Here is a 23,195-nt window from a genome sequence, read left to right as displayed (position 1 = left end):
CCCCCGTGTCTGTACCCTTATGGCAGCCAGGAGGATTCGCCTAGTCAGGTCTATGGCGCCGCACTGCTAATGCGGTTTGGGTTTACGCCCATCCGGGGTTCAAATCCCCGATCCTCCGCGCTCCGGCCCGGGGCCCCTCGCACGAGGGGCCCCGGGTCTTTTGCGTGCCCCGGGCGGCCCGGGGGACGGCCCTGGCCCCGGCGGCGGATTCGCGGCGTCTCGGCTCCCACCGCGTGTGCCGCCCGGTTCTCCGCCGTTCCGCACCCATACTGTGTGCCACCTGCCGATGGCGCCCGAGGCCGCACGGCAGCAGGAGTCCACCGGTCGGTGCGGGGCGCCGACGGCGCCGTGCCGCGACGAGAGAGGTGGTCTCCCGTGCCGTCGAGGGATCCGATCGCAGAGCCCTGGGGGTCGCGCACCCCCTACGGCCCGGGCCGGCGGTGGCCGGCGCGGGTCGACCTCCACCTCGCCGAAGGGGTGGGGCCCGAGGACGTCGACCGCTGGGTCCCGTCCGCGTCGATCCTGCACTCCAACGGCGACGCGCTGGACATCGCTGTGAAGGACGGCCGGATCGTCGGGGTGCGGGGCCGCGGGGAGGACCGGGTGAACCGCGGGCGTCTGGGCCCCAAGGACCTCTACGGCTGGCAGGCCAACCACTCCCCCGACCGGCTCACCCGCCCCCTGGTACGCCGCGGCGGGAAGCTGGTCGAAACCGACTGGGACACCGCGATGGATCTCGTGGTGGAGCGCAGCAGACGGCTGCTCGACGAACAGGGCGCCTCCGCCCTGGGCTTCTACACGAGCGGCCAGCTCTTCTTGGAGGAGTACCTCACCCTCGCCGCCATCGCCCACGGGGCGATCGGGACCAACCACCTGGACGGCAACACGCGGCTGTGCACCGCCACGGCCGCCGCCGCGCTGAAGGCGTCGTTCGGCTGCGACGGGCAGCCCGGGTCCTACGGCGACATCGACCACGCCGACGTCATCGCGCTGTACGGCCACAACATGGCCGAGACGCAGACGGTGCTGTGGTCCCGCGTCCTCGACCGGCTGGCCGGGCCCAACCCGCCCCGGCTGCTGTGCGTGGACCCCAGGCCGACTCCGGTGGCCGCGCACTCGGCGGTGCACCTGGCACCCCGGCCGGGCACCAACGTCGCCCTGATGAACGCGATCCAGCACGAGCTCGTCCGGACCGGCCGGGTGGACCACGACTATGTCAGGGACCACACCGTCGGCTACGGGGAACTGGTCCGGGTGACGGACGACTACCCGCCCGAGCGCGCCGCCGAGATCTGCGGCCTGCCCGCGGAGCGCATCCGGGAGGCCGCCGCGCTGCTGGGCGGCGCCGAACGGCTCCTGTCGACCGTGCTCCAGGGCTTCTACCAGTCGAACCAGGCCACCGCGGCGGCCGTGCAGGTCAACAACGTCCACCTGCTGCGCGGCATGCTGGGCCGACCCGGGGCGGGCGTACTCCAGATGAACGGCCAGCCGACCGCGCAGAACACCCGTGAGTGCGGTGCCGACGGCGACCTGACGGGCTTTCGCAACTGGAACAACGACGCGCACATCTCCGACCTCGCCGCCGCCTGGAACCTGGACCCCATGCGGATCCCGCACTACGCCCCGCCCACGCACGCCATGCAGATCATGCGCTACGCGGAGAAGGGGTCGATCCGCTTCCTGTGGATCAGCGCGACCAACCCGGCGGTGTCGCTGCCCGAGCTGCGCAGGATCCGCGAGACCCTCGCCCGCCGGGAGCTGTTCCTGGTGGTCCAGGACGTCTTCATGACGGAGACGGCCGAGCTCGCCGACGTGGTCCTGCCCGCCGCGACCTGGGGCGAGAAGACCGGTACGTTCACCAACAGCGACCGCACCGTGCACCTGTCCGAGAAGGCCGTGGAGCCGCCGGGCGAGGCGCGGCCGGACCTGGACATCTTCCTCGACTACGCGCGGCGGATGGACTTCCGGGACGCCGACGGGCGGCCCTTCCCGCAGTGGCACGACCCCGTGTCGGCCTTCGAGGCGTGGAAGCGGGTCAGCGCGGGCCGGCCCTGCGACTACTCCGGCCTCACCTACGACCGGCTGCGGGACACCGGCGGCATCCAGTGGCCCTGCGACGCGGAACACCCGGACGGCACCGAGCGGCTCTACACGGACGGCCGGTTCTGGGCCCGCCCCGAGGAGTGCGAGAGCTACGGCCGCGACCTCGTCACGGGGGCGCCGAAGGAGGAGGCGGAGTACCGGGCGGCCAACCCGGAGGGCCTGGCGATGCTCAAGGCGGTGGAGTACGTGCCCCCGCACGAGGAACCGGACGGGGAGTACCCCTTCACGCTGATCACCGGCCGCACCCTCTACCACTTCCACACGCGCACCAAGACGGGGCGCGCCCCGGAGCTCCGGCGGGCCGCCCCCGAGGTGTGGGTGGAGGTCTCCGCCGCCGACGCCCGGGAGGCGGGCGTCCACGAGGGGGACCCGGTGGAGGTGCGCTCGCGGCGCGGGGTGGTCAGGGCCCGGGCCAGGGTCGGCGGGATCCGCCCCGGGGTGCTGTTCGTCCCCTTCCACTACGGCTACTGGGACACCGACGCGGCGGCCCCGGACGGGGAGCGGGACCGGGCGGCCAACGAGCTGTCCGCCACCGACTGGGACCCCGTGTCCAAACAGCCGCTCTTCAAGACAGCCGCCGTCCGGCTGCGCCGCGCGGGCGCGGGCGACGGGCGGCCGTCCCCCGCGCCCACGACGACCGCGTCCGCGCCGGTGGACGCGGAGGTGGCGGCCACGCGGGGCCGACCGGACACTCTTGAGGAGCCCGACGGGGGAGGAACGCGATGAGGATCGGAGTGGCCCTGCGGGAACTCCACCGTTCGGAGAGCGCCATGGCCGTCGAACTGCTGCGGGTGGCCGACCGGCATCCGGAGGAGCACGAGATCCGCCACGTGGCCCGGGACCTGGCGGAGTGGTCCCGGGAGCACGTGCGCGAGATCGAGGGGATCGCGCCCCGCTACGGTATGGACCTCTCCGGGCCGGAGCACCCAGAGCCCTCCGAGGAGGGGGAGCGGGAGCTCCCCGGGGAGGGCTCCGACGCGGACCTGGCGCTGCTCGCGGACCTGAAACGGCTGTACCGGATGGGCGGCGGAGTGGCCCTGGACTGGGACCTGCTCGGGCAGGGCGCCCAGATCATCGCCGACTCCGACCTGCTCGCCGTCACCGAGCGCTGCCATCCCCGCTCGGTCCGCCGGATGCACTGGGCGCGGGGGATGCTCAAAGCGGTCTCCCCGCAGATCCTGGTGGGCTGAGCGGCGGGGAGCGGTCGGCTGTAGGGCGGCTCGACCGCCGTGGAGGGCGGCCCCGCGGGCGGCACGGGCGGCGGGCCGCGCTCCCCCGCGGCGGCACCACCTACCGGTGTTCCAGAGCCGCGTAGTCCGGGAGGCGGACCATGTTGGCCAACCGGTCCATCCCCCTGCCGACCAGTCCCTTGGGCAGGTAGGGCAGCATCCGGACGGTCTGGTTGCGCAGCCAGAGCTGCGCGGGCGAATCGGGCATCAGGCCGCCTCCTCCGGCACCGCGGGCGAACTCGTGCGCCTGCTCCGTGAAGCCGCGCATGCGGTGCTCGTAGACCGCGTAGGCCGGGCCGTGGCGGCCGTCGGCCGCGGCGAGCTCCCCGGCGAGGAGGTAGGCGCCGACGAGCGCCAGGCTGGTGCCGATGCCCGACATCGGGGAGGCGCAGTACGCGGCGTCCCCGAGCAGCACGGTCCGGTGCCGCGCCCACGTCCCCACCCTGACCTGGGCGATCCTGTCGAAGTAGAAGTCGTCGGCGTCACCGATGCCGGACAGCATCCGGGGGATCTCCCACCCCTCGCCCTCGAAGGCGCGCAGGACGACCCGCTTCTGCGCCTCGGTGTCGCGCCTGTCGAACCTCAGCGGTTCGGAGCGCAGGAAGAACCCGGCCCGGGCCTGCCCGGGCTCGCGCTTGGGGGAGAGCGCGGCCGTCCTGCCGGGCCGGCCGCCGCCGGCCGGCATGGTGTACATCAGCTGCCAGCCGCCGAGGTCCAGGTCCGTGGTGATGGAGTAGAGCGCCCCGTAGCAGCCGAGGTCGTGGATGTAGCGCTCGTGCGGGCCGAAGACCAGGCGGCGCACGTTGGAGTGCACGCCGTCCGCGCCGACCAGCAGGTCGAAGCGGCGGGACCCGCCCTTCTCGAAGCCGACCCGGACTCCGTCCTCGTCCTGTTCGACGGCGGTGATCGAATCGCCGAACACGTACTCGACGTCGTCGCGGGTGGTGTCGTAGAGGATCCGGGCCAGGTCGGAGCGGAGGATCGCCATCTCCGCGATGGGGCCGCCGGAGTCGCCGAACACGTCGGTGCCCATCTTCGCGACGGGTCTGCCGTCGCGGTCGACGAAGGCCATGCCGTAGGCGCCGGTGTGCGCCCTGCGGACCATGGGGACGATGCCCGTCAGCTCCGCCACCCGGCGGGCGGTGCCGCGGATGTCGACCGCGTGGCCGCCGGTGCGGAGCACGGGTGCCCGCTCCACCACGGTCGGCCGGAAACCGAACCGGTGCAGCCAGTAGGCCAGGGTCGAACCGGCGATCCCGGCGCCGGAGATGAGAACGCTCCGGTTGTCCATGTCTCCTCCTGAGGTCGCGTACGCCGTATCGAGCGCACGCCACGACGCTATCGAGGAGCCCCGGGAAAGCCTTAGAGAAAACCGTTCAGAGCAACGTTCCGACCGGGAGAAGCGCACTAGTACTACGGAAGCGGACTAGTACACTCACCCCGTACCGAACCGAGGATCGGAGTGCCCCGTGCCGTCGTCGCAGCCGCCGCCCGCCCCGCCCTACCGGCAGATCGCCGGGGAGATACGCTCCTGGATCACGACGGGCGCCCTGCGCCCCGGCGACCGGGTGCCCTCGGTGCGGCAGATCGCCCAGCGGTGGGGCGTCGCGATCGCGACGGCGACCAGGGTGACGGCGGTCCTGCGCGACGAGGGGCTGGTGGAGTCGCGGGTCGGCTCCGGGACGGTGGTCACCGGCCGGGGTGTACGCGCGGGGACCGCCGGGGCGGACGCGCCGGCCCCGGTCGCGGCCGCGCGGCGGCCCGGGGTGGCCCCTCCCCCGCTGAACAGGAGGAACGTTCTGCGGACCGCCATCGCCATCGCCGACGTCGAGGGCATCGACGCGGTGTCGATGCGGCGGCTGGCCTCCGAACTGGGCGTGGGTCCGATGTCGCTCTACCGGCACGTGGCGAACAAGGACGAGCTCGTGCGGCTGATGGCCGACGAGGCCTTCGGCGAGGTCGAGCCGCCCGAGCCGGGGCCGCCGGGGTGGCGGGCCAAGCTGGAGTTGAGCGCCCGCGAGCAGTGGCGCCTGTGCCACCGGCACCTCTGGCTGGCCCGGGCCGTCTCGTTCACCCGCCCGTCGATGGCGCCCGCCATGATGGCGCACACCGAATGGGTGCTACGGGCGCTCGACGGGCTCGGACTGTCCGAGGTGACGCGGTTCCACGAGGCCGTCACGCTGCACTCCCTGGTCCTCGGCTTCGGCGCCTCCCTGGCGGACGAGGCCGAGGCGGAGCAGAGCACCGGTGTCACCCTCGACGGATGGTGGCGGGCCGAGCGGCCGCGCTCCGAGGAGGTCCTCGGCGGCGGACGGTTCCCGCTGCTGGCGCAGGTCCCGAGGCTGACCCCGTCTGACCTCGAGGAGCTGTTCGAGTACGGCCTGGCCCGCCACCTCGACGGGCTCGCCGTCCTGGTGGAGCGGCAGGCCGGGAACGGGGACGCGCGGCCTTGACGGCCCCGGGGAGCGGACGGGACTCACACGGCGGCGAGCACGGCCGCGGCGACGAAGACGACCTGCATGATCGTGCGGGGCAGCAGCGGGGTGGCGGGCTTCCCGGCCAGGGTCACGCCGCGGCGGGCCGCGGAGACGTTGGCCGGGAACATGGCGAGCATCAGCAGGGCGAGGCCGGCCGCCGCGAACGGGGCCGTCGGCGGGTACAGCAGCGCGGCCGCTCCCGCGAGTTCCAGTACGCCGGTGACCGTGACCAGCAGGTGCGGGAACGGGAGCGCCGGAGGGATCATCTCGGCGAAGTCGCGGCGCCAGGACGGCAGGAAGTGCACCACCCCGGTGAGGACGAACATCAGTGCCAGCCCGCCCCGGAGGGAGGTCTGCCAGTCGAGCGCCTCCACACCCGCCAGGCCCAGGAGCCACAGGAGCGCGGTGCCGCCGACGAGGGCGATGAGGGGTGCCATGCGGAGTCTCCGATCCTTGAATCTTGTCAGTGACTAGATTGCGTCACGGCTTGAATCTTGTCAATGGAAAGATAGGCTGGCTCCGCTATGGCCACTCGGGAACAGGAAGGCGGGACGGATGGCCGGCCGGCCCTACCATCACGGCGACCTGCGGCGCGCCGTCATCGACGCCGCCCTGGAGGCGACCCGGGAGTCCGGTCCGGCCGGGTGGAGCCTGCGCGAGCTGGCCCGCCGCGCGGGCGTCTCGCACGCCGCCCCCGCCCACCACTTCGGCGACAAGGCCGGGGTGCTCACCGCCGTGGCCGCCGAGGGGTTCGCGCTGTTCGCCAACGCCCTGGAGGCCGCGGCGGCCCAGGGCCCCCGGGAGGCCGGCCTGGCCTACATCCGCTTCGCCCTCGCGCACCGCGCGCACTTCGAGGTGATGTTCCGCCCCGAGCTGTACCGGCTCGACGACCCCGGGCTGCTGGCCGCGCGCGAACGCGCCGGAGCCGTGCTGGCCGCCAGCGGCGGCACGCTGGCCGCCGACGCCGCCCGGGCCAGGGCGACCACCATCGGCGCCTGGGCGTTCGCGCACGGGTTCGCCGAGCTGTGGCTCAGCGGGTCCCTCCCCGAGAGCGCCGACGGGGACCCGGAGGAGGTCGCCCGCCCGGTCATCGAGGTGCTGTTCGGCCGGTAGCGCCGGGCCCGGGAGCGTGGAGGGGCGGCGCCGGGGCGCGGGGAGATAGGGCGCGAGGAGGCAGGGCGCGGGGTTTGTTTACCGGGTCAACCGAAAATAGGGATTCGGAGATCAGTGCTTTGATCACGGGTTTCTGTAGATCCGGGGGACCGGAACCGAATTCCCACCGTGGATTCCGTAGAATGGCGTCGGGGCGGCGCGGCCCGAACGCCCTCATCCCCCACTCCGGGCCTGGAGGGACGTCCTCTTGCCACATCCCCCGACGGCTCCGGACACGCTCACCGCCACCGCCCCCGAGTCGTATGAGAAGTGGTACGGCCGGCGATTGATGGTCCTCTACTATCTGCTCGGGGCGCACGCGTCGGCCGTGGCCCTGCATTTCGCGGCGAAGCTCCACTACGGCGCCGTGGAGACACTCGAACGCGCCGGTCGTTCGATGCCGGGGTGGGAGGCGGCGCAGGCCGTCGAGGCGGTGACCGGGTACCTCGTGCTCCCCCTGTCCCTGGCAGTGGGCGCGATCCTCTTCTTGGTGCCTTGGCTGAAGCCGCAGGACCTGCCCGCCTGGGTGAGCGCGGCGCACTTCCGCGCCGCCGTAGCCCGGATCCGGGGCGGGGTGGTGGGCGGGGACCCGGCGACCGACCACGTGGCCCGGATCGCCTGCGAATACCTGATCAGCCGGAGCTCCCTCGAGCCGAAGATCCTGTTGCCCCTACAGACCTTCTCCCTCGGCTTCTGGTGCCTCCTGTGCGGCTCCGGCCTGGCGATGAGCGCCGCGGAGGGCGACCTGTTCCTGGTGCTCCTCCAGGCCGGATCGCTCCTCTCCTTCGTGGGCCTGCACGCCGCGCCGTGGCGGCTGGCGCTGCTGCGCTACAGGGCGCTGGAGTACCGGGAACTCCACGAGGCCCTGCTGTGGCGTCTCCACGGGGCGGTCCGGTGAGCGGCGTTCCGCCCCGGCCGCTGCCCGGGCACCTGTTCCCGCTGCCGGTGCAGTGGTACGCCCAGGACCACCCGCGCGTGTACGGCGCGGTCCTCGGGGCGGCGCTGGGCTCCGTGCTCCTGCTGCCCCTGGTGTTCGCGCTGGCCGACGAGCGGTTCGGGATCCCCGTACCGGTACTGGCGGCGATCGGGCTCCTGCTCACCGGGGCGGTCACCGCCCTCGGCGTGTGGAGCGCGGAACGGGACGTGCGGGGGGCGACCGTCGACGGGGACCGGGAGAGGTTCCGGGAGGCACAGCGCCTGGTCCGCGAGGGGCGGCCGGGCGGGGACGCGGAGACCGACCGGATGGCGGGACGGTACGCGCGGCTGGTCACGGCGTCGCCGCTGGGGCACCCCGTACAGGCCGCGGCCCTCGCGGGCCTGCTCGCGATCGCCATCCTCACGGCGGCCCTGCACATCGCCGACGGCCGGTACCCCCTCGCAGTGCCCTACGCGATCACGGCCGCCGCTGCCGCTCTGTACCTGACCGTGGGGATGCCGCTGATCGAGCACCGCAAGAAGCGGGCCCGGTCCCTGCTCGCCCTCATCGACCCCGCGCCCCCCGAGGAGGGCCCTTGACCCACCCCCGACCCCCGGTCTCCTCCGAGCCGGACGCCCCGGCCGGAGGAAGGAGTATGCGAGCTCTGTGGATCGGCTCGGGCCTGTTCGGGATCGCCATGGGGCTGGTCTTCTTCGTAATGCTCTCCGCCATGGAGGCGGGGACGCCACCCGACCAACGGATACCGACGGTGTGGAAGGCGGTGCTCTGCACGGCCTTGGCTCTGGCGGGCGGAACCGCGTTCGGCCTGCTGATGCAGCGGGCCGTACGGCGGATGTCGCCCCTTCCCCGGGGCGCGACCATGGCGACACGGCGGGCGGCCGCCCGGGTGATACGGAGGCGGCGGCTCACCGGGGACCCTCTGGTCGACGAGACCGCCCGGATCGCGGCGCGGAACTCCCTGCGGCGGTCTCCGTGGTCGGCGCTGTACTTCCCCATGATCGTTTTCCTGATCGGATTCACGGCGAACGCCTGGTCCGTCCTCGAGCGGTTTCCGTGGCCGGAGGGGATCCTCGCCGTTCCTTGGATCAACCTCTTCGGTTTCGCCTTCTTTCTGTTCCTGTTGACCGCGACCCTGCCGCTGACGGCACGGGAACGGAAAGCCGCTCTTGCCTTCCTGAACACCCTGGACGGGGCCGGGAGAACCGGATCAGGGACCGAGGAGGGCCGGTGAGCCGCGCGGACGTCGTCGCCGTGCGCTGGGCGGCCGCGGCGGCCTTCGGGGTGGTGCTCGCCCTGTGCGTGCTGCTGGCTCTGCTGCTGTGGTCACTGAACAGGGCGACGCAGGCCGGGGTCCCCTCCGCCGGGTTGGCGCTGGGGACCGCCGCCATGATCGGCCTGCTCGGCGGCGGGTGCCTCGGAGTGGCGATGTCCTGGGCGAAGTGGGAGCCGGCCCCCGGCCGGTCCGCGCTCCGACAGGAGTCCGCACCGGCCCGGGACGCGTACGGCGCGGCGTTCCGGCCCCCGGCCACGGCCGCGCCCTCGTCCTGGAAACGGGCGGCGGGCCATATCGCCTGGGTCGGCGGAGCCGTGCTGGGGCTCTTCTCGGTCCCCGTCCTCTTCCTCCCCCTGTTCGCCTTCTGGTCGGTGCTCCCGTCACCACACGCGAACACGGGTCCGGCCGGCCCCTGCTGTCCGCCCTCCTCGTGAGCGGCGTGCTGGGAACACTTTTCGGCCTGGGGCTGTGGTCCCTCCTGGATGCGCGCCACGCACCGGCACGACCGCTTTCACCGTCCGGTTCGCCGGCGGTGCGACGGCGGGCCGCGCGGGCGGTGCGCCAGGGGAATCCCACCGGGGATCCGACGACCGACCTGGTGGCCCGGGACATCGCGCTGCAGATGGTGAACGAGCGGTGGCCGGCCCCGGCCTTCCTGCTCAGCCTCCCGGGACCGTTCCTGTTGCTGCTCCCCGGGAGCACGCGGGCGTTCCAGGAGGACGGGTTCACGCTGCACTCCCTTGCGCCGGTGGGCTTGCTGGTGTTCTTGGTGCTCACGGGGATCGCGTGCACGGTGCTCGTGGCGAAGCATCGGAAACAGGCGTCCAGGTTCCTGAAGCTGTTCAAAGGGAATGCGGCCCGGGACGGGTATCGGACGCCCTTCCCGTAAAAGGGGACCTCGTGGCGGGGCGTGAATTCCGGCCAGGGGCGGTCGGGAAGAGCAGAGGTGCGCCCGCCACCGTGACCGGGGTTTTCCACAGGAATCCGGGGTGCCTTCCGGCGGGCCGGGAGTGCTGCTTGTATGGGGGAAAGCCCGGAACGAGGTGCGCCTGTGGCGGAGACCGACATCCGATCCACCCGACCGCCCATGACCGGTCCTCCCGGCCGGTCCTCTCTCCCAAAGCGCTCCCGCCCACCCCTGGCGCGGGTGGGCGTCCCCGACACCCGGGGACCGGTGCGGTTCCTGTGGTGGCTGGTGCGGGCGCAGCCCGGACGGGTCGCGCTCGGCTCCTTCTGGGGCATCGTGTGGATGGTCGGCCTGCTGGTCCCGCCCTACCTCCTCTCCCGGGCCGTGGACGAGGGGCTGCGGGCCGGGGACCGGACGGCGCTGCTGGGCTGGACCGGGGTGTTCGCCGGGGTCCTGGTGTTCACCGCGCTCGCCTCGATCCTGCGGCACCGGACCATGGCGATGGTCCGGGCGCACGCCTCCCTGCACTGCACGCGGGTGCTGGCCCGGCACGCCGCCCGGGTGGGGGCGCCGCTGTCGCGGGGCACCTCCTCCGGGGACCTCTCGGTGGTGCAGTCCGCGGACGCGGGCCGCATCTCGCAGATCCTCACCCTGTTCGGCCCGGGGGTCGGCAGCGTGCTGGGCTGTGCCGGAGCGGTGGTGATCCTGTGGGGGTTCGCCCCGGTCCTGGCGGTGGTGGTGCTCCTGGGGCTGCCGGTGACGGCGCTGGTGATGGCCCCGCTGCTGCGGCGGATGCACGACCGGCAGAACACCTACCGGGACCGGGAGGGCGAGGTCACCGCCCTGGCGGCCGACATCGTGGCGGGGCTGCGGGTGCTGTGCGGGATCGGCGGCAGGGAGAGGTTCGCGCGGCGGTACCGCGAGCGCTCGGGCGACCTGGTGCGCGACGGGTACCGGCTGGGGTCGGTGACCAGCTGGTTCGAGGAGGTCGGGCAGTGCGCCCCACTGGTGTTCACCGCCGTGGTCACCTGGTTCGCGGCCCGGCTGGCGGTGTCCGGGGAGCTCACCGTGGGCGAGACGGTGGCGGTGTACGGGTACGTGGCGGTGCTGGCGGTCCCGGTGTTCCAGCTGGTGGAGGTGGCGACCGACTTCAGCAGGGGGCACGTGTCGCTGACACGGCTGCTGGCGCTGCTGCGGACGGTGCCGGACCGGCACGGAAGCGGGGAGGCGCCACCGCCGCCGGGGCCGGGTGAGCTGGCCGACCCGGAGTCGGGGGTGCGGGTGCCCACGGGGGCGATGACCGCCCTGGTGGGCGCGGACCCGGCCGCGTCGGCCCTGGTGGCGGACCGGCTGGGCGGATATGTCGACTCGGCGGTCACCTGGGGCGGGGTGCCGCTGCGGGAGGTCGACCCGGCGGTGGTGCGCGAGCGGATCCTGGTCTCCGACAACGACGTGCACCTGTTCGCCGGGGCCCTGCGGGAGGTCGTGGACGTGCACGGCGAGCGGGACGAGGTGGAGGTCGACCTGGCGCTGCACACCGCGGCCGCCACGGACGTGGCGGAGGCGCTGCCGGACGGGCTCGACTCGGCGGTGGAGGCGCAGGGGCGCGATCTGTCGGGCGGGCAGCGACAGCGGGTGCGTCTGGCCCGCGCGGTGCTGGCCGACCCCGAGGTGCTGATCCTGGTGGAGCCCACCTCGGCGGTGGACGCGCACACCGAGGCCGTGGTCGCGGAGCGGCTGCGCGCCGAACGGCGCGGCGGGACCACCCTGGTCGTCACCGCCTCGCCGCTGGTGGCGGACCGCGCCGACCGGGTGCTGTTCCTGGACGGCGGCCGGGTGGTCGCGGAGGGCACCCACGCGGAGCTGGTGGCGGAGTGCGCCGGCTACCGGTCCCTGGTCCTGCGCGGCGCCGACGAGGAGGACGGCGCGCGGGCCGTACGGCGCACCGCGGCCCCGCCGGGGCCGGCGCGCGGCGCCGGCGGGGGTGCCGGTGGGGGCGCCGCGGAAGGACCCGGGGCCGAGGGCCCGGCGCCACCGGTGGGGCGGCGCCGGACGGGCGCCGGGCCGCGGACGCCGGGAGGTCCGGCGGGCCCGGCCGGGAGCGGCGGCCCGGAGCGGGCGGACGGCGACGGGCCGGGACGGCTCCCGGACGGAGAGGAGGGGCGGTGAGCACGGGGGGAACGGACCCGGCCGCGCTGCCGGTGGCGGGGCGGGGAACGGTGCGGCGGGAGCTGCGGCGGCTCATGGAGGCCGAGCGCGGTCCGCTGCTGCGGATGGTGCTGCTCACCTGTGCCGCCGCGGCGGTCGGGCTGGTCGCGCCCTATCTGGTGGGGCGGATCGTGGACCTGCTGGAGGCGGGTACCGCGACGGTGTCGGCGGTGGACGGGCTGGCGGCCGCCGCGGTGGCGTGCGCGCTGGCGGGCCTGGTGCTCAACCGATACGCCAGGCTGAGCGCGTTCCGGTTCGGCGAACGGGCGCTGGCCCGGCTGCGCGAGGAGTTCGTGGAGCGGGTGCTGGCACTGCCCACCCGTGTGGTGGAGCGGTCCGGCACCGGCGACCTCACCACGCGGGTGACGGCGGACGTCGCCACCGCCGGGGCGACGCTGCGGACGGCGGTGCCCGACATCGTGCCGTCGTCGCTGCGCATCCTGTTCCTGCTCGCGGCCGTGTTCTGGCTCAGCCCCCTGATGGGGGCGGCGGTGCTGCTGGGAGTGCCACCGGCCTGGCTGGCGGTGCGCTGGTACCTGCGCCGGTCCCGGGAGGCGTACCTGGCGGAGGGCGCGGCCGGTTCCGCGGCGGTGGAGGGGGTGACGGCGACCGTGCGGGGCGGCCGCACCGTGGAGGCGTTCGCGCTGGGCGGGCGGCGGGTCGCGGCGGCCGACCACGACGCGGTGGAGGTGTACCGGGCCCGGCGGCGCACCCTGTACCTGAGATCGGTGCTGTACCCGGTCACGGACATCGCGTTCTCGCTGCCCGCGGTGGTGGTGCTGCTGGTGGGCGGGCTGCTGTACCTGGACGGCCGGGTGGCGCTCGGGGTGGTGGTCACCTGCTGCCTGTACATGCTGCGGGTCCAGGAGAGCGCCGGGTGGATCATGATCTGGATCGAGCTGCTCCAGCGCAGCGGGGCGTCGTTCGCCCGGGTGTTCGGGGTGGGCGAGGCCGCCGCTGGACCGCCACCGCCGGGGCCGACGCCGGCGGACGACCTCATCGAGGTCCGCGACGTCCACTACGCCTATGTGGACGGGCGGGACGTGCTGCGCGGGGTCACGCTGAGGGTGCGGCCGGGCGAGCGGTGGGCGATCGTGGGCCCCTCGGGCGCGGGCAAGACCACGCTGGGCCGGTTGCTGGCGGGGGTGGACGCACCGCGTTCGGGCCTGGTGCTGGTGGGCGGGGTGCCGGTCGCGGACCTGGGGCCGCGGGAACTGCGCGAGCGGATCGTGCTGGTGAGCCAGGAGCACCACGTGTTCGCGGGAACGCTGCGGGAGAACCTGGCCATCGCCGCGGAGGAGGCGGACGACGCCGCGCTGGCGGCGGCGCTGGAGACGGTGGACGCCGACTGGGCGTCGGCACTGCCGCGGGGGCTGGACACACCACTGGGCCCGGGCGGGGTCGCGCTGGACCCCGCCCGGGCGCAGCAGGTGGCACTGGCACGGGTGGTGCTGGCCGACCCGCACACGGTGGTCCTGGACGAGGCCACCTCGCTGCTGGACCCGACCACGGCCCGGCAGGCGGAACGCTCGCTGGCTGCGGTGCTGGAGGGGCGGACGGTGATCGCGATCGCGCACCGGCTGCACACCGCGCACGACGCCGACCGGATCGCGGTGGTGGAGGACGGGCGGATCACCGAACTGGGGCCGCACGACGAGCTCGTCGGCGCCGACGGCCCCTACGCGGCCCTGTGGCGGTCCTGGCACGGCGACCGGACGGCGTGAGGCGGGGCGGGCGGCAGGGGGCGGGGCGGTCCCGCCGCGATGCTCACCACCACGTGGTGGGGGCCGGGTCCGGTGGCGGTCACGGCGTTCCTCCCGGCCGGGGGGTGAGGGGGTGGGAGTTCTGGTAGGCGAGGCGCCGGTCGGCGTCGTCGGCCAGCGCGGTGAGGTGGTCGTCCAGGGAGGCGAACACCTCCCAGGCGGCGAGGTCCGCGGCCGCGCCGATCCGGCGGGCGACCAGGGTCTCGAGGTCGCCGAGGCGGGCTCCCTTCCACACCTTGTCGGCGAGTGTGACGAGGAGGTCCTCCAGGGTGCGGTCCTCGGCCTCCCAGTCGCCGTGGGTGGCGCAGAAGCGGGCGAGTCCCTCGGGGACGCCTCGATCGAGGAGGAGGCGCCGCCCGGCCGCCTCGTGCCGGCGCCCGGGGCCGGTGAGCTCCTCGGGATGGGCTGTCTTGCCGATGTCGTGCACGGCGGCGCCGAAGAGCACGGCGTCGGAGTCCACCGGCAGGCCGCGGTACTCCGCCAGGAGCCGGTCGAGGAGGGCGGCCGCGGTGTCGTGGACCAGGAGGCAGTGGGCGTACAGCCGGGCCGGGGCGCGGAGCTCGTCGAACAGCTCTTCCGCACGGGCGGGGAGGGGACGTGGAATGATGGCGGACCCCTTTCCGGGTCGGGGCCACGGTCGGAGTATCTTGACATCGAGATATTCGGACCCTATCCGCGGCCCGATCGACCCGCAAGGGGGTCCCCACCGCGACGAACGGCCGGGGCCGCGGTCGGCGGGGCCCGACCCGCGGGCACGGCCGGACCGCCGCCCCACGACGTAGGAGCACCCATGACCGACCGGCGCTGCGCCTGGGCGCGCAACGCGTCCGAGCTGATGACCGCCTACCACGACCGGGAGTGGGGCCGCCCGTCGCGCGACGACGCCCACCTGTTCGAGATGCTGGTGCTGGAAGGCGCGCAGGCGGGGCTCTCCTGGGCGACGGTGCTCAACAAGCGCGCGAACTACCGCGCGCTGCTGGACGGGTTCGACTACACCAGGATCGCCGCCTACGACGAGGAGCGCGAGAAGGAGCTGCTGGCCGAGCCCGGCATCATCCGCAACCGCCTCAAGATCGCCTCGCTGGCCCGCAACGCCCGGGCGTTCCTGCGGGTGCGCGAGGAGTACGGCACCTTCGCCGACTACCTGTGGTCCTGGACCGACGGCGTGCCGCTGGTCAACCGCTTCACCGAACCCGCCGAGGTCCCGGCGAGCACGCCGCTGTCGGACCGGGTGAGCAAGGACCTGAAGAAGCGCGGGTTCTCGTTCGTGGGCACCACCATCGTCTACTCCTACCTCCAGTCCACGGGGGTCGTCGAGGACCACCTGGTGGACTGCCCCGCCAAACCGAAGGAGGCCGCTGGCGCCGAAGAGGGCCTGCCGGACCGATGAGGCGCCACCGCGGCCGATGGTGCGTCCCCACGCCCCGGGCCGTGGCCGCCGCCGGAGACCCGGGCCTGGCGCTGGGCAACCCACGACGGGGCGCCCGGCGGCCACCTCCGGCGGAGGACCGGGCCCGGCGCTGGGCCGCCCCTGACAGGCGCCGGCGGGCGCCGCCGGGGGCCGGGGCGTGGGGCCCTGCCCCGGGCGGCGCGGCTCCGGGCCGGCCGCGCGCGTCCCGGGCGGCGCGGGCTCCGGGGCCGGGACACGGGACGCCGGCCCCGCCCCGGGGCGGGGTCACACGGGTTCCTCCCAGAGGGGGCGGCCGCGGCGGACCTCCCAGCGGCGGGTCACCCCGATCTCGCGCAGGAACACCGGGTCGTGCCCGGCCACCAGCAGTGCTCCCCGGTAGCCGGCCAGCGCCTCGGTGAGCCGCAGCCTGCTGTCGAGGTCCAGGTGGTTGGTGGGCTCGTCCAGGACGAGCAGCCGGGGCGGCCGCTCGGCCAGCAGCACGCGGGCCAGCGCCACCCGGAACCGCTCACCGCCGGAGAGCCCGCCGACCCGCTGGTCCACCCGCTCGCCGCGAAGGAGGAAGCGCGCCAGCCCGGCCCGGATCCGCTGCGGATCGGTGCCCGGCGCCGCGTCGCGCACGTTGTCGAGCACGCTGCGGTCGTCGTCCAGCACGTCCAGCCGCTGCGGCAGGTACCCGACCCGGTCCACCACGTGGACGACCTCCGCCCCGGGGTGCTCCCCCAGGCCGACGACGGCCCGCAGCAGCGTGGTCTTGCCCGCCCCGTTCGGGCCGGTCAGCGCCACCCGTTCGGGGCCGCGCAGCACCAGCCTCCGGTCCCCGCCGGTGCGCAGCTCCAGCACGTCCTGTCCGGCGGGGACCTCGGTGCCGGGCAGGTCGACGCGGATGACGGCGTCGTCGCGGACGGCCGCCTCGGCCCGGGCCAGCTGCTCCCCCGCCTCGGCCAGCTTCTCCTCGTGCATGATGCGGTGCTTGCCCGCGGCCACCTGCGCCTCGCGCTTGCGCTGGTTCATGATGACCTTGGGTTCGCGCTTGGTCTCGGTCTTCTTGTTCCCGAACCGCACCCGCCGGGCCAGCTTGACGTGGGCCTCGGCGAGCTGGCGCTTCTCCCGGCGCAGGTCGGCCTCGGCCGCGCGGACCGTCCGCCGGGCGGCCTCCTGCTCCGCGGCGAGCTGTTCGGCGTAGGCCGTGTAGTTGCCGCCCCAGGTGCGCAGTTCCCCGTCCCGCAGTTCGGCGATCCGGTCGACGTGCTCCAGCAGCTCGCGGTCGTGGTCGGCGACCACCAGCACACCGGGCCAGGAGTCGACGGCGGCGAACAGCCGCTCCCGGGCCCGCCGGTCGAGGCTGTCCGTGGGCTCGTCGAGCAGGGTGACGGCGGGTCGGCGCAGCGCGATCCCGGCCAGCCCGACCAGGACGGCCTCGCCTCCGGAGAGGGTGCCGACGGTCCGGTCCAGCGGGTCCGGGCCGTCGAGGTCGACACCGAACCGGGTGAGCCGGGCCAGCGCGCGCTCCTCGATGTCCCAGTCGGCACCGATGGCGTCGAAGTGCGCCTGGTCGGTCTCCCCCCGCTCCACGGCGCGCAGGGCGGCGCGGACCGGCTCGATGCCCAGCAGCCCGGCGACGGTGCGCCCGGTGTCCAGGGTGATCCGCTGGTCGAGGTACCCGATGTCGCCGTCCACGGCGAGGGTGCCCGACGCGGGGGCGAGCCGTCCGGCGATGAGGCGCAGCAGCGTGGACTTGCCGCTGCCGTTGCGGCCGATCAGCCCGGTGCGCCCGGGGCCGAAGCAGGCGTCCAGGCCGGAGAAGACGGACGCGCCGTCGGGCCAGGCGAACGCCAGGCCGGCGGCGACGACGGTGTGGGACATGCGGACCTCCCGGAGGTGGGGAACGGGGAACGGACGGCGGAACGCGATACGCGTGCGACGAGGCCCATCGGGATCCCTCCTCCTTCAGAAGGTCATTGGTGCAACTCTTGTTGCGTTAAGGATGATGGCACACGGAACGGGCAAATGCAACTACAGTTGCGTTATGACTTCGACTCCGGAACCCCCGGGCAGTGCCCGCCCGGGCGGGCGCACCGCGCGCAACACCGCCGCCGTCCTGCGGGCCACCCTCGACGAGCTGGGCGAACACGGCTACGCCGGGCTGACCGTCGACCGCGTCGCCGCCCGCTCGGGTGTGCACAAGGCCACCGTCTACCGCCGCTGGGGCGGGGTGGACGGGCTGCTGGCCGCCGCCCTGGAGTGGTCGGCCCGCGAGCACGACTGGGCGCCCACCCGCACCGGCACGCTCGAAGGCGACCTGCTGGCCCTGGCCGAGGACGTGCGCCACGGCTTCACCGACGCCCCGGAGGGGGCGGTGTCGGCGGCCTCGATCGCCGCCGCCCTCGCCTCTCCCGTGGCCGCCGAGGCGCTGCGGGCCTTCATGGCCGACCGGCACGAACGCTCCGCGGCCGTGGTCGCCGAGGCCGTCGAACGCGGCGAGGTGCCCGAGGGCACCGACGCGGTGGAGGTCGTCCGCTGCGCCGTCGCCCCCGTCTACCACCGGCTCCTCGTCGGCCGTGAACCCGTCTCCGACGCGGACCTGCGCCGCGCCGCCCGCATCGCCGCCGACGCCGCCCGCGCCGGGGCCTTCGTCAGCCGGGACTGACCCCGCCCGGACACGGGCCTCCGCCGCCCGCGACCGGGCGGGCCCCGCACCCGCGAGGAACGGCCCCCCGGCAGCGCCACCCCCACGGGCCCGGCACCCCCGGCCGAACCGCCCGCGGACCGTGGACCTCCCCGACCGTGGGGCATACGCACGGAATCGCCGGGAGAATGGGGCGCGGCGCCGCGGAGCGGCTCCGTTGGATACTGGTGAGCGCGCCCGGACCGGGCGCCGGGGAACGACGAGGGGGCCGCCATGGGGGATGCCGCGATCGACCTGTCGCTGATCGGTGACCTGTACCGGAAGTACCGCGATCCGCTGGCGGAGGTGAGAAAGGCCCAGCGCGAGTTCCTGTGGGAGACCCGGGGGAGGATGACCCCGCAGCTGGACGACCTCGAGGCCGAGATCACCTACCTGCTGCTGCGGGAGACCCGGCCCGAGACGGTCATGGAGCTGGGCACCTTCCACGGCTGGTCGACCACCTGGATCCTGTCGGCCCTGCGCGACAACGGGACCGGGACCCTGCACTCGTTCGACATCGTCGACAACGTGCTGTCCAACGTCCCGGCGTCCCTGTCCGAGGGGCGCTGGCACTTCCACCGGGGGGACGTGCGCAGGAACCTCGACGAGGTCCCCGAGGGCATCGGCTACCTCTTCGTGGACGCCGCCCACAACGCCCGGTTCGCGCGCTGGTACCTGGCCGAGCTGTTCCCGCGGGTCGCCCCGGGAACCCCGGTCAGCGTCCACGACGTGTTCCACGGCAGGCGGGCACTGCCCCTGACGGAGGGCGCGGTCGTGCTGGCGTGGCTGCGGCGCAAGGCCGCGGAGTACCTGACCGTCTCCCGCAAGCGGGCGCCCGCCCCGTACACGGCGCTGCTGGAGCTGCGCGAGGACCTGGACCTGGCCGAGCCCGTGCGCGACAGCACGGACAACCCGATGATCTTCTTCCGCATGCCCGAGCACTGAGCCCGGTGCCGGGCACCCGGCACCCGGGCACGGGTCCGCCGGCGCCCGGTACACCGAACGCCCGCACCGCGGTCACGGTGCGGGCGTTCGTCCGTCCTCAGAGCGCCGCGGCCTCCCGGGCCAGGCCGGTGATCCGGTCCCAGTCCCCGGCGGCGACCGCGTCGGCCGGGGTCAGCCAACTGCCGCCCACGCAGCCCACGTTGGGCAGCGCGAGGTAGTCCGGGGCGGACGCGGGCGTGATGCCGCCGGTCGGGCAGAAGCGCACCCCCGGCAGCGGGCCCGACAGGGACTTCAGGAACGCGGCGCCGCCCGCGGCCTCGGCCGGGAAGAACTTCAGCTCGGAGACGCCCCGCTCCAGCATCGCCAGCGCCTCCGAGACCGTGGACACGCCGGGCAGGAAGGGCAGCCCGGTGTCGGTCATGGCGGCGGCCAGGGTGTCGGTGGCGCCGGGGCTGACCAGGAACCGGGCGCCCGCCTCGGCGGCGGCCCCGGCCAGCTCGGGGGTGGTCACGGTGCCCGCGCCCACCACGGCCTCGGGGACCTCGGCGGCGATCCGCTCGATGGCGCCGAGGGCCGCGGGCGTGCGCAGCGTCACCTCGATGCCGGGCAGGCCGCCCGCCACCAGGGCGCGGGCCAGCGGCACGGCCGCCTCGGCGTCGTGCAGGACGACCACCGGCATCACCGGGGCCAGGGCGAGGATGTCGCCGCCCGTGCGGGGCGTCGTCGTCATGGGGAGGTTCTCCTGTTCGATCGCGGTCAGTGGCCGAAGACCCCGGCGCCGGCCTCGGCGGGTCCGACGGCCGCGCGCATGGCGGCGAACAGCTCCCGTCCGGTGCCCTTGGAGGAGTCGACGCTCGGCCGGGCGGGCTCGCGTCCGGCCAGGTCGGCGAGGACCTCCAGTGTGCCCGCGCGGGCGTCCAGGCGGACGACGTCGCCGTCGCGGACGTAGGCGAGCGGGCCGCCGGCCTCGGCCTCCGGGGACACGTGGATGGCGGCGGGCACCTTGCCCGAGGCGCCCGACATGCGGCCGTCGGTCACCAGGGCGACCTTCTGGCCGCGGTCCTGGAGCACCGCCAGCGGCGGGGTGAGCTTGTGCAGTTCGGGCATGCCGTTGGCGCGCGGGCCCTGGAAGCGGACCACCGCGACGAAGTCGCCGGTCAGCTCCCCGGCGGTGAACGCGGCCTGCAGTTCGGCCTGGTCGGCGAAGACCCGGGCGGGCGCCTCGACCACGTGCCGGGAGGCGTCCACGGCGGACACCTTGATGACGGCGCGGCCCAGGTTGCCGTCGAGCATCCGCAGGCCGCCGTCGGGGGCGAAGGGGTCGTCGGCGCCGCGCAGCACCGAGGTGTCGCCGCTCTCCTTGGGGCCGTCCATCCAGCTCAGCACGCCGTCGTCGAGCCTGGGGACCTGGCGGTAGGCGCTCAGGCCGCGGCCCATGACGGTGTGCACGTCCTCGTGCAGCAGCCCGGCGTCGAGCAGGGAGCCGATGAGGAAGGCCATCCCGCCCGCCTCGTGGAAGGCGTTCACGTCGGCGGCGCCGTTGGGGTACATGCGGGTGAGCAGCGGCACGACCTCCGACAGGGCTGCGAAGTCGTCCCAGGTCAGCTCGATGCCCGCGGCGCGGGCGATCGCCACCAGGTGCAGGGTGTGGTTGGTGGAGCCGCCGGTGGCCAGCAGGGCGACGACGGCGTTGACGACGGCGCGCTCGTCGATCTGCTCGCCCAGCGGGACGGGCGAGTCGCCCAGGGCGGTGTTGGCCAGGACGCGGCGTCCGACCTCGGCGGTGAGCGCCTCCCGCAGCTCCGTGCCCGGCTGCTCGAAGCTGGCGCCGGGCAGGTGCAGGCCCATGACCTCCATGAGCATCTGGTTGGAGTTGGCGGTGCCGTAGAACGTGCAGGTGCCCGGCGAGTGGTAGGCGGCCGACTCGGCCTGGAGCAGCTCGCGCCGGTCGGCCTTGCCCTCCGCGAAGCGCTGGCGCACCCGCGCCTTCTCCTTGTTGGGCAGGCCCGAGGGCATCGGCCCGGCCGGGACGAACGCCACCGGCAGGTGGCCGAACGACAGGGAGCCGATGAGCAGGCCCGGCACGATCTTGTCGCAGACGCCCAGCATCAGGGCGCCGTCGAACATGTCGTGGGAGAGCGCCACGGCGGTGGCCATGGCGATGACGTCCCGGCTGAACAGGGACAGCTCCATCCCCGCCCGGCCCTGGGTGACGCCGTCGCACATGGCGGGCACCCCGCCCGCGAACTGGGCGACGCCGCCCGCCTCGCCGACGGCGGCCTTGATGATCGCCGGGTAGGCCTCCAGCGGCTGGTGCGCCGAGAGCATGTCGTTATAGGAGGAGACGATCGCCAGGTTGGGGGTGACGTCCCCGGCCAGGGCGAGCTTGTCGGAGACCCCGCACGCGGCGAACCCGTGGGCGAGGTTGGCGCAGCCCAGGGCCGTGCGGGCGGGCCGGGCCGGGTCCGCCGCCGAGCGGATCCCGTCCAGGTAGGCGGCGCGGGACCGGGCGCTGCGCTCGGCGAGGCGCCCTGTGACCTCGGCGACGACGGGGTGGACTGCGGGGATGTGCGCGGTCATCGGGGTTGCTCCTCTTCGTACCACGTGCGGCCGGTGCGGCCGATGAGCCGGTCGGCGCCCGCGGGGCCGGCGCTCCCGGCCGGATAGGTCTCGGGGACGAGGTCCAGGTCGGCCCAGGCGGCGATGACGGGGTCCGTCCAGCGCCAGGCCGCCTCGACCTCGTCGCGGCGCATGAACAGGGTGGAGTCTCCGGCCAGCACGTCCATGAGCAGCCGCTCGTAGGCCTCGGGCGAGCGGGTGGAGAACGTGTCCGCGAAGCTCAGCTCCAGCGGGACCGGCCGCAGCCGCAGCGCGCCCGCGCCGGGGGCCTTGGCCAGCATGGTGAGGTGGATGCCCTCGTCCGGCTGGAGGCGGATGACGAGGCTGCCGCCGCCGGTGGCGGCGCCGGGGAAGATGGTGTGCGGGACGTCGCGGAAGCGCACCACGATCTCGGAGCGGGCCCGGTCCATGCGCTTGCCGGTGCGCAGGTAGAAGGGCACGCCCGCCCAGCGCCAGTTGGCGATCTCGGCGCGCAGGGCGACGTAGGTCTCGGTGGTGCTGTCGGCGGGGCCGCCCGGCTCCTCCAGGTAGCCGAGGACCTCCGTGCCCTGGACGTCGCCCCGGCCGTAGCGGCCGCGCACGGTGTCCTCGCGCACGTGTTCGCCGGTGAGGGGTTTGAGCGCCTGGAGGACCTTGAGCTTCTCGTCGCGCACGGCCTCGCGGTCGTAGCTGGCGGGGGGCTCCATGGCGGTCAGGCACAGCAGCTGGAGCAGGTGGTTCTGGACCATGTCGCGCATGGCCCCGGCGGTGTCGTAGTAGCCCTTGCGGCCGCCGACGCCGACGGTCTCGGCGGCGGTGATCTGCACGTGGTCGATCCACCGGGAGTTCCACAGCGGTTCGAGGAAGACGTTGGCGAAGCGCAGCACCAGGAGGTTCTGCACCGTCTCCTTCCCGAGGTAGTGGTCGATCCGGTAGGTCTGCTCCTCGGTGAAGATCTCCCCGACCTCGGCGTTGACGGCCCGCGCCGAGGCGAGGTCGCGGCCCAGGGGCTTCTCCATGACGACCCGGGAGTCCGGGGTGACCAGCCCGGCGTCGGCCAGTCCGCGGCAGATGGCGCCGGAGATCATCGGCGGGACGGCGAGGTAGAAGACGCGGTCGCGCCCGGGGTCCAGTGCTGCGGCCAGGTCCGCCCAGCCGGCGGGGTCGCCGCCGACGTCCACGGTGATGTGGGAGAGGCGGTCGAGGAAGCGGCGCAGCACACCGGGTTCGGGGACCCGGACGGCGTGGTGGCCCTGGACCGCGGCTTCGGCCTTGCCGCGCAGGTCGGCGTCGGTGAGGCCGTCGCGGGAGACGGCGATGACACGGGTGCGCGGGTCGAGGTGTCCGTCGCGGTCCAGCAGGTAGAGGGAGGGCAGGAGTTTGCGCATGGACAGGTCGCCGGTGCCCCCGAAGACCACCAGGTCGGTGGGGCGGGGCGCGGACTGCTGCGGCATGTCGGAGTGCTCCAGCGTGCGAGGAATGACGGAAGGGACTGAGGAAAGTGCGGGGTACGCCGGGTTCGGGGGT

At 74.4% G+C, this 23,195-nt stretch carries 21 protein-coding genes and 1 tRNA gene; 15 read left to right on the top strand and 7 right to left on the bottom strand.

Annotation, left to right across the window (positions count from 1 at the left end; translation table 11 throughout):
* Positions 1-29 precede the first annotated feature (29 nt).
* From ACFVNO_RS11820 to ACFVNO_RS11810, 3 genes are all read left to right on the top strand, one after another.
* Positions 30-118: transfer RNA gene (locus ACFVNO_RS11820), tRNA-Ser, on the top strand.
* 257 nt (positions 119-375) lie between these two features.
* Positions 376-2,829 carry a molybdopterin oxidoreductase family protein gene (locus tag ACFVNO_RS11815; RefSeq protein WP_378891827.1) on the top strand — a complete coding sequence of 818 codons (2,454 nt, stop codon included), beginning with the start codon at positions 376-378 and terminating at the stop codon, positions 2,827-2,829.
* Complete coding sequence (locus tag ACFVNO_RS11810) at positions 2,826-3,293, top strand: hypothetical protein (RefSeq protein ID WP_355263232.1); 468 nt, start codon at positions 2,826-2,828, stop codon at positions 3,291-3,293. Before ACFVNO_RS11815 ends, ACFVNO_RS11810 begins: the two co-directional genes overlap by 4 nt.
* Positions 3,294-3,393: 100 nt before the next feature.
* On the opposite strand, the gene ACFVNO_RS11805 is transcribed toward ACFVNO_RS11810, so the two are convergent.
* Positions 3,394-4,623 (bottom strand): FAD-dependent monooxygenase, encoded by a 1,230-nt coding sequence (locus tag ACFVNO_RS11805; protein ID WP_355263229.1) that lies wholly within the window; start codon positions 4,621-4,623, stop codon positions 3,394-3,396.
* Positions 4,624-4,801: 178 nt separating this feature from the next.
* On the opposite strand from ACFVNO_RS11805, the gene ACFVNO_RS11800 reads away from it, so the two are divergent.
* On the top strand, positions 4,802-5,785 hold the full coding sequence (locus ACFVNO_RS11800; RefSeq protein ID WP_378891823.1) for a TetR/AcrR family transcriptional regulator C-terminal domain-containing protein: 984 nt from the start codon (positions 4,802-4,804) through the stop codon (positions 5,783-5,785).
* Positions 5,786-5,808: 23 nt separating this feature from the next.
* On the opposite strand, the gene ACFVNO_RS11795 is transcribed toward ACFVNO_RS11800, so the two are convergent.
* On the bottom strand, positions 5,809-6,246 hold the full coding sequence (locus ACFVNO_RS11795) for a DoxX family protein (protein ID WP_378891820.1): 438 nt from the start codon (positions 6,244-6,246) through the stop codon (positions 5,809-5,811).
* Between the two features lie 118 nt (positions 6,247-6,364).
* On the opposite strand from ACFVNO_RS11795, the gene ACFVNO_RS11790 reads away from it, so the two are divergent.
* From ACFVNO_RS11790 to ACFVNO_RS11755, 8 genes are all read left to right on the top strand, one after another.
* Positions 6,365-6,922 carry a TetR/AcrR family transcriptional regulator gene (locus ACFVNO_RS11790; protein WP_378891817.1) on the top strand — a complete coding sequence of 186 codons (558 nt, stop codon included), beginning with the start codon at positions 6,365-6,367 and terminating at the stop codon, positions 6,920-6,922.
* Between the two features lie 247 nt (positions 6,923-7,169).
* Positions 7,170-7,859, top strand: a complete 690-nt coding sequence (locus tag ACFVNO_RS11785) for a hypothetical protein (protein ID WP_378891813.1) — start codon at positions 7,170-7,172, stop codon at positions 7,857-7,859.
* Positions 7,856-8,476 (top strand): hypothetical protein, encoded by a 621-nt coding sequence (locus ACFVNO_RS11780; protein WP_378891810.1) that lies wholly within the window; start codon positions 7,856-7,858, stop codon positions 8,474-8,476. The genes ACFVNO_RS11785 and ACFVNO_RS11780 overlap by 4 nt, the downstream gene beginning before the upstream one ends.
* A gap of 98 nt (positions 8,477-8,574) precedes the next feature.
* Entirely contained in the window at positions 8,575-9,129 is a 555-nt protein-coding gene (locus tag ACFVNO_RS11775; protein WP_378891807.1) for a hypothetical protein, read from the top strand.
* The gene (locus ACFVNO_RS11770) at positions 9,126-9,605 is read left to right on the top strand and encodes a hypothetical protein (RefSeq protein WP_378891804.1); all 480 of its coding nucleotides are present in this window, start codon (positions 9,126-9,128) and stop codon (positions 9,603-9,605) included. Before ACFVNO_RS11775 ends, ACFVNO_RS11770 begins: the two co-directional genes overlap by 4 nt.
* On the top strand, positions 9,602-10,060 hold the full coding sequence (locus ACFVNO_RS11765) for a hypothetical protein (protein WP_378891801.1): 459 nt from the start codon (positions 9,602-9,604) through the stop codon (positions 10,058-10,060). The genes ACFVNO_RS11770 and ACFVNO_RS11765 overlap by 4 nt, the downstream gene beginning before the upstream one ends.
* Before the next feature lie 258 nt (positions 10,061-10,318).
* A complete protein-coding gene (locus ACFVNO_RS11760) occupies positions 10,319-12,247 on the top strand; it encodes an ABC transporter ATP-binding protein (RefSeq protein WP_378891798.1) in 1,929 nt (642 codons plus the stop codon).
* Between the two features lie 74 nt (positions 12,248-12,321).
* Entirely contained in the window at positions 12,322-14,010 is a 1,689-nt protein-coding gene (locus ACFVNO_RS11755) for an ABC transporter ATP-binding protein (protein WP_378892023.1), read from the top strand.
* Positions 14,011-14,089: 79 nt separating this feature from the next.
* Here the strand turns inward: ACFVNO_RS11755 and ACFVNO_RS11750 are convergent, their stop codons facing one another.
* Entirely contained in the window at positions 14,090-14,824 is a 735-nt protein-coding gene (locus tag ACFVNO_RS11750; protein WP_378891795.1) for an HD domain-containing protein, read from the bottom strand.
* 15 nt (positions 14,825-14,839) lie between these two features.
* Here ACFVNO_RS11750 and ACFVNO_RS11745 point away from each other — a divergent pair, with 15 nt between their 5' ends.
* On the top strand, positions 14,840-15,439 hold the full coding sequence (locus tag ACFVNO_RS11745) for a DNA-3-methyladenine glycosylase I (protein WP_378891792.1): 600 nt from the start codon (positions 14,840-14,842) through the stop codon (positions 15,437-15,439).
* 285 nt (positions 15,440-15,724) lie between these two features.
* On the opposite strand, the gene ACFVNO_RS11740 is transcribed toward ACFVNO_RS11745, so the two are convergent.
* A complete protein-coding gene (locus ACFVNO_RS11740; protein ID WP_355263197.1) occupies positions 15,725-17,323 on the bottom strand; it encodes an ABC-F family ATP-binding cassette domain-containing protein in 1,599 nt (532 codons plus the stop codon).
* 163 nt (positions 17,324-17,486) lie between these two features.
* Between ACFVNO_RS11740 and ACFVNO_RS11735 the strand changes: the two genes are divergently transcribed.
* Together ACFVNO_RS11735 and ACFVNO_RS11730 are read left to right on the top strand one after the other, a co-directional pair.
* Positions 17,487-18,107: a TetR/AcrR family transcriptional regulator gene (locus ACFVNO_RS11735; RefSeq protein ID WP_378891787.1), complete on the top strand. Its 621-nt coding sequence runs from the start codon at positions 17,487-17,489 to the stop codon at positions 18,105-18,107.
* Between the two features lie 252 nt (positions 18,108-18,359).
* Positions 18,360-19,070, top strand: a complete 711-nt coding sequence (locus ACFVNO_RS11730) for a class I SAM-dependent methyltransferase (protein ID WP_355263192.1) — start codon at positions 18,360-18,362, stop codon at positions 19,068-19,070.
* A gap of 97 nt (positions 19,071-19,167) precedes the next feature.
* On the opposite strand, the gene eda is transcribed toward ACFVNO_RS11730, so the two are convergent.
* Genes eda through zwf form a run of 3 tightly spaced genes read right to left on the bottom strand, consistent with a single transcriptional unit; the run spans position 19,168 to position 23,122 of the window.
* Complete coding sequence (eda, locus tag ACFVNO_RS11725; RefSeq protein ID WP_355263189.1) at positions 19,168-19,800, bottom strand: bifunctional 4-hydroxy-2-oxoglutarate aldolase/2-dehydro-3-deoxy-phosphogluconate aldolase; 633 nt, start codon at positions 19,798-19,800, stop codon at positions 19,168-19,170.
* 26 nt (positions 19,801-19,826) lie between these two features.
* Entirely contained in the window at positions 19,827-21,650 is a 1,824-nt protein-coding gene (edd, locus tag ACFVNO_RS11720) for a phosphogluconate dehydratase (RefSeq protein WP_355263186.1), read from the bottom strand.
* Positions 21,647-23,122 carry a glucose-6-phosphate dehydrogenase gene (zwf, locus tag ACFVNO_RS11715; RefSeq protein WP_220563883.1) on the bottom strand — a complete coding sequence of 492 codons (1,476 nt, stop codon included), beginning with the start codon at positions 23,120-23,122 and terminating at the stop codon, positions 21,647-21,649. Before zwf ends, edd begins: the two co-directional genes overlap by 4 nt.
* Between the last annotated feature and the right edge of the window lie 73 nt (positions 23,123-23,195).

The sequence above is a fragment of the Nocardiopsis sp. NPDC057823 genome (genome assembly GCF_042797335.1).
GTDB classification, from domain to species: Bacteria; Actinomycetota; Actinomycetes; order Streptosporangiales; family Streptosporangiaceae; genus Nocardiopsis; species Nocardiopsis changdeensis.
This window is presented reverse-complemented; position numbering and strand designations above follow the sequence as displayed.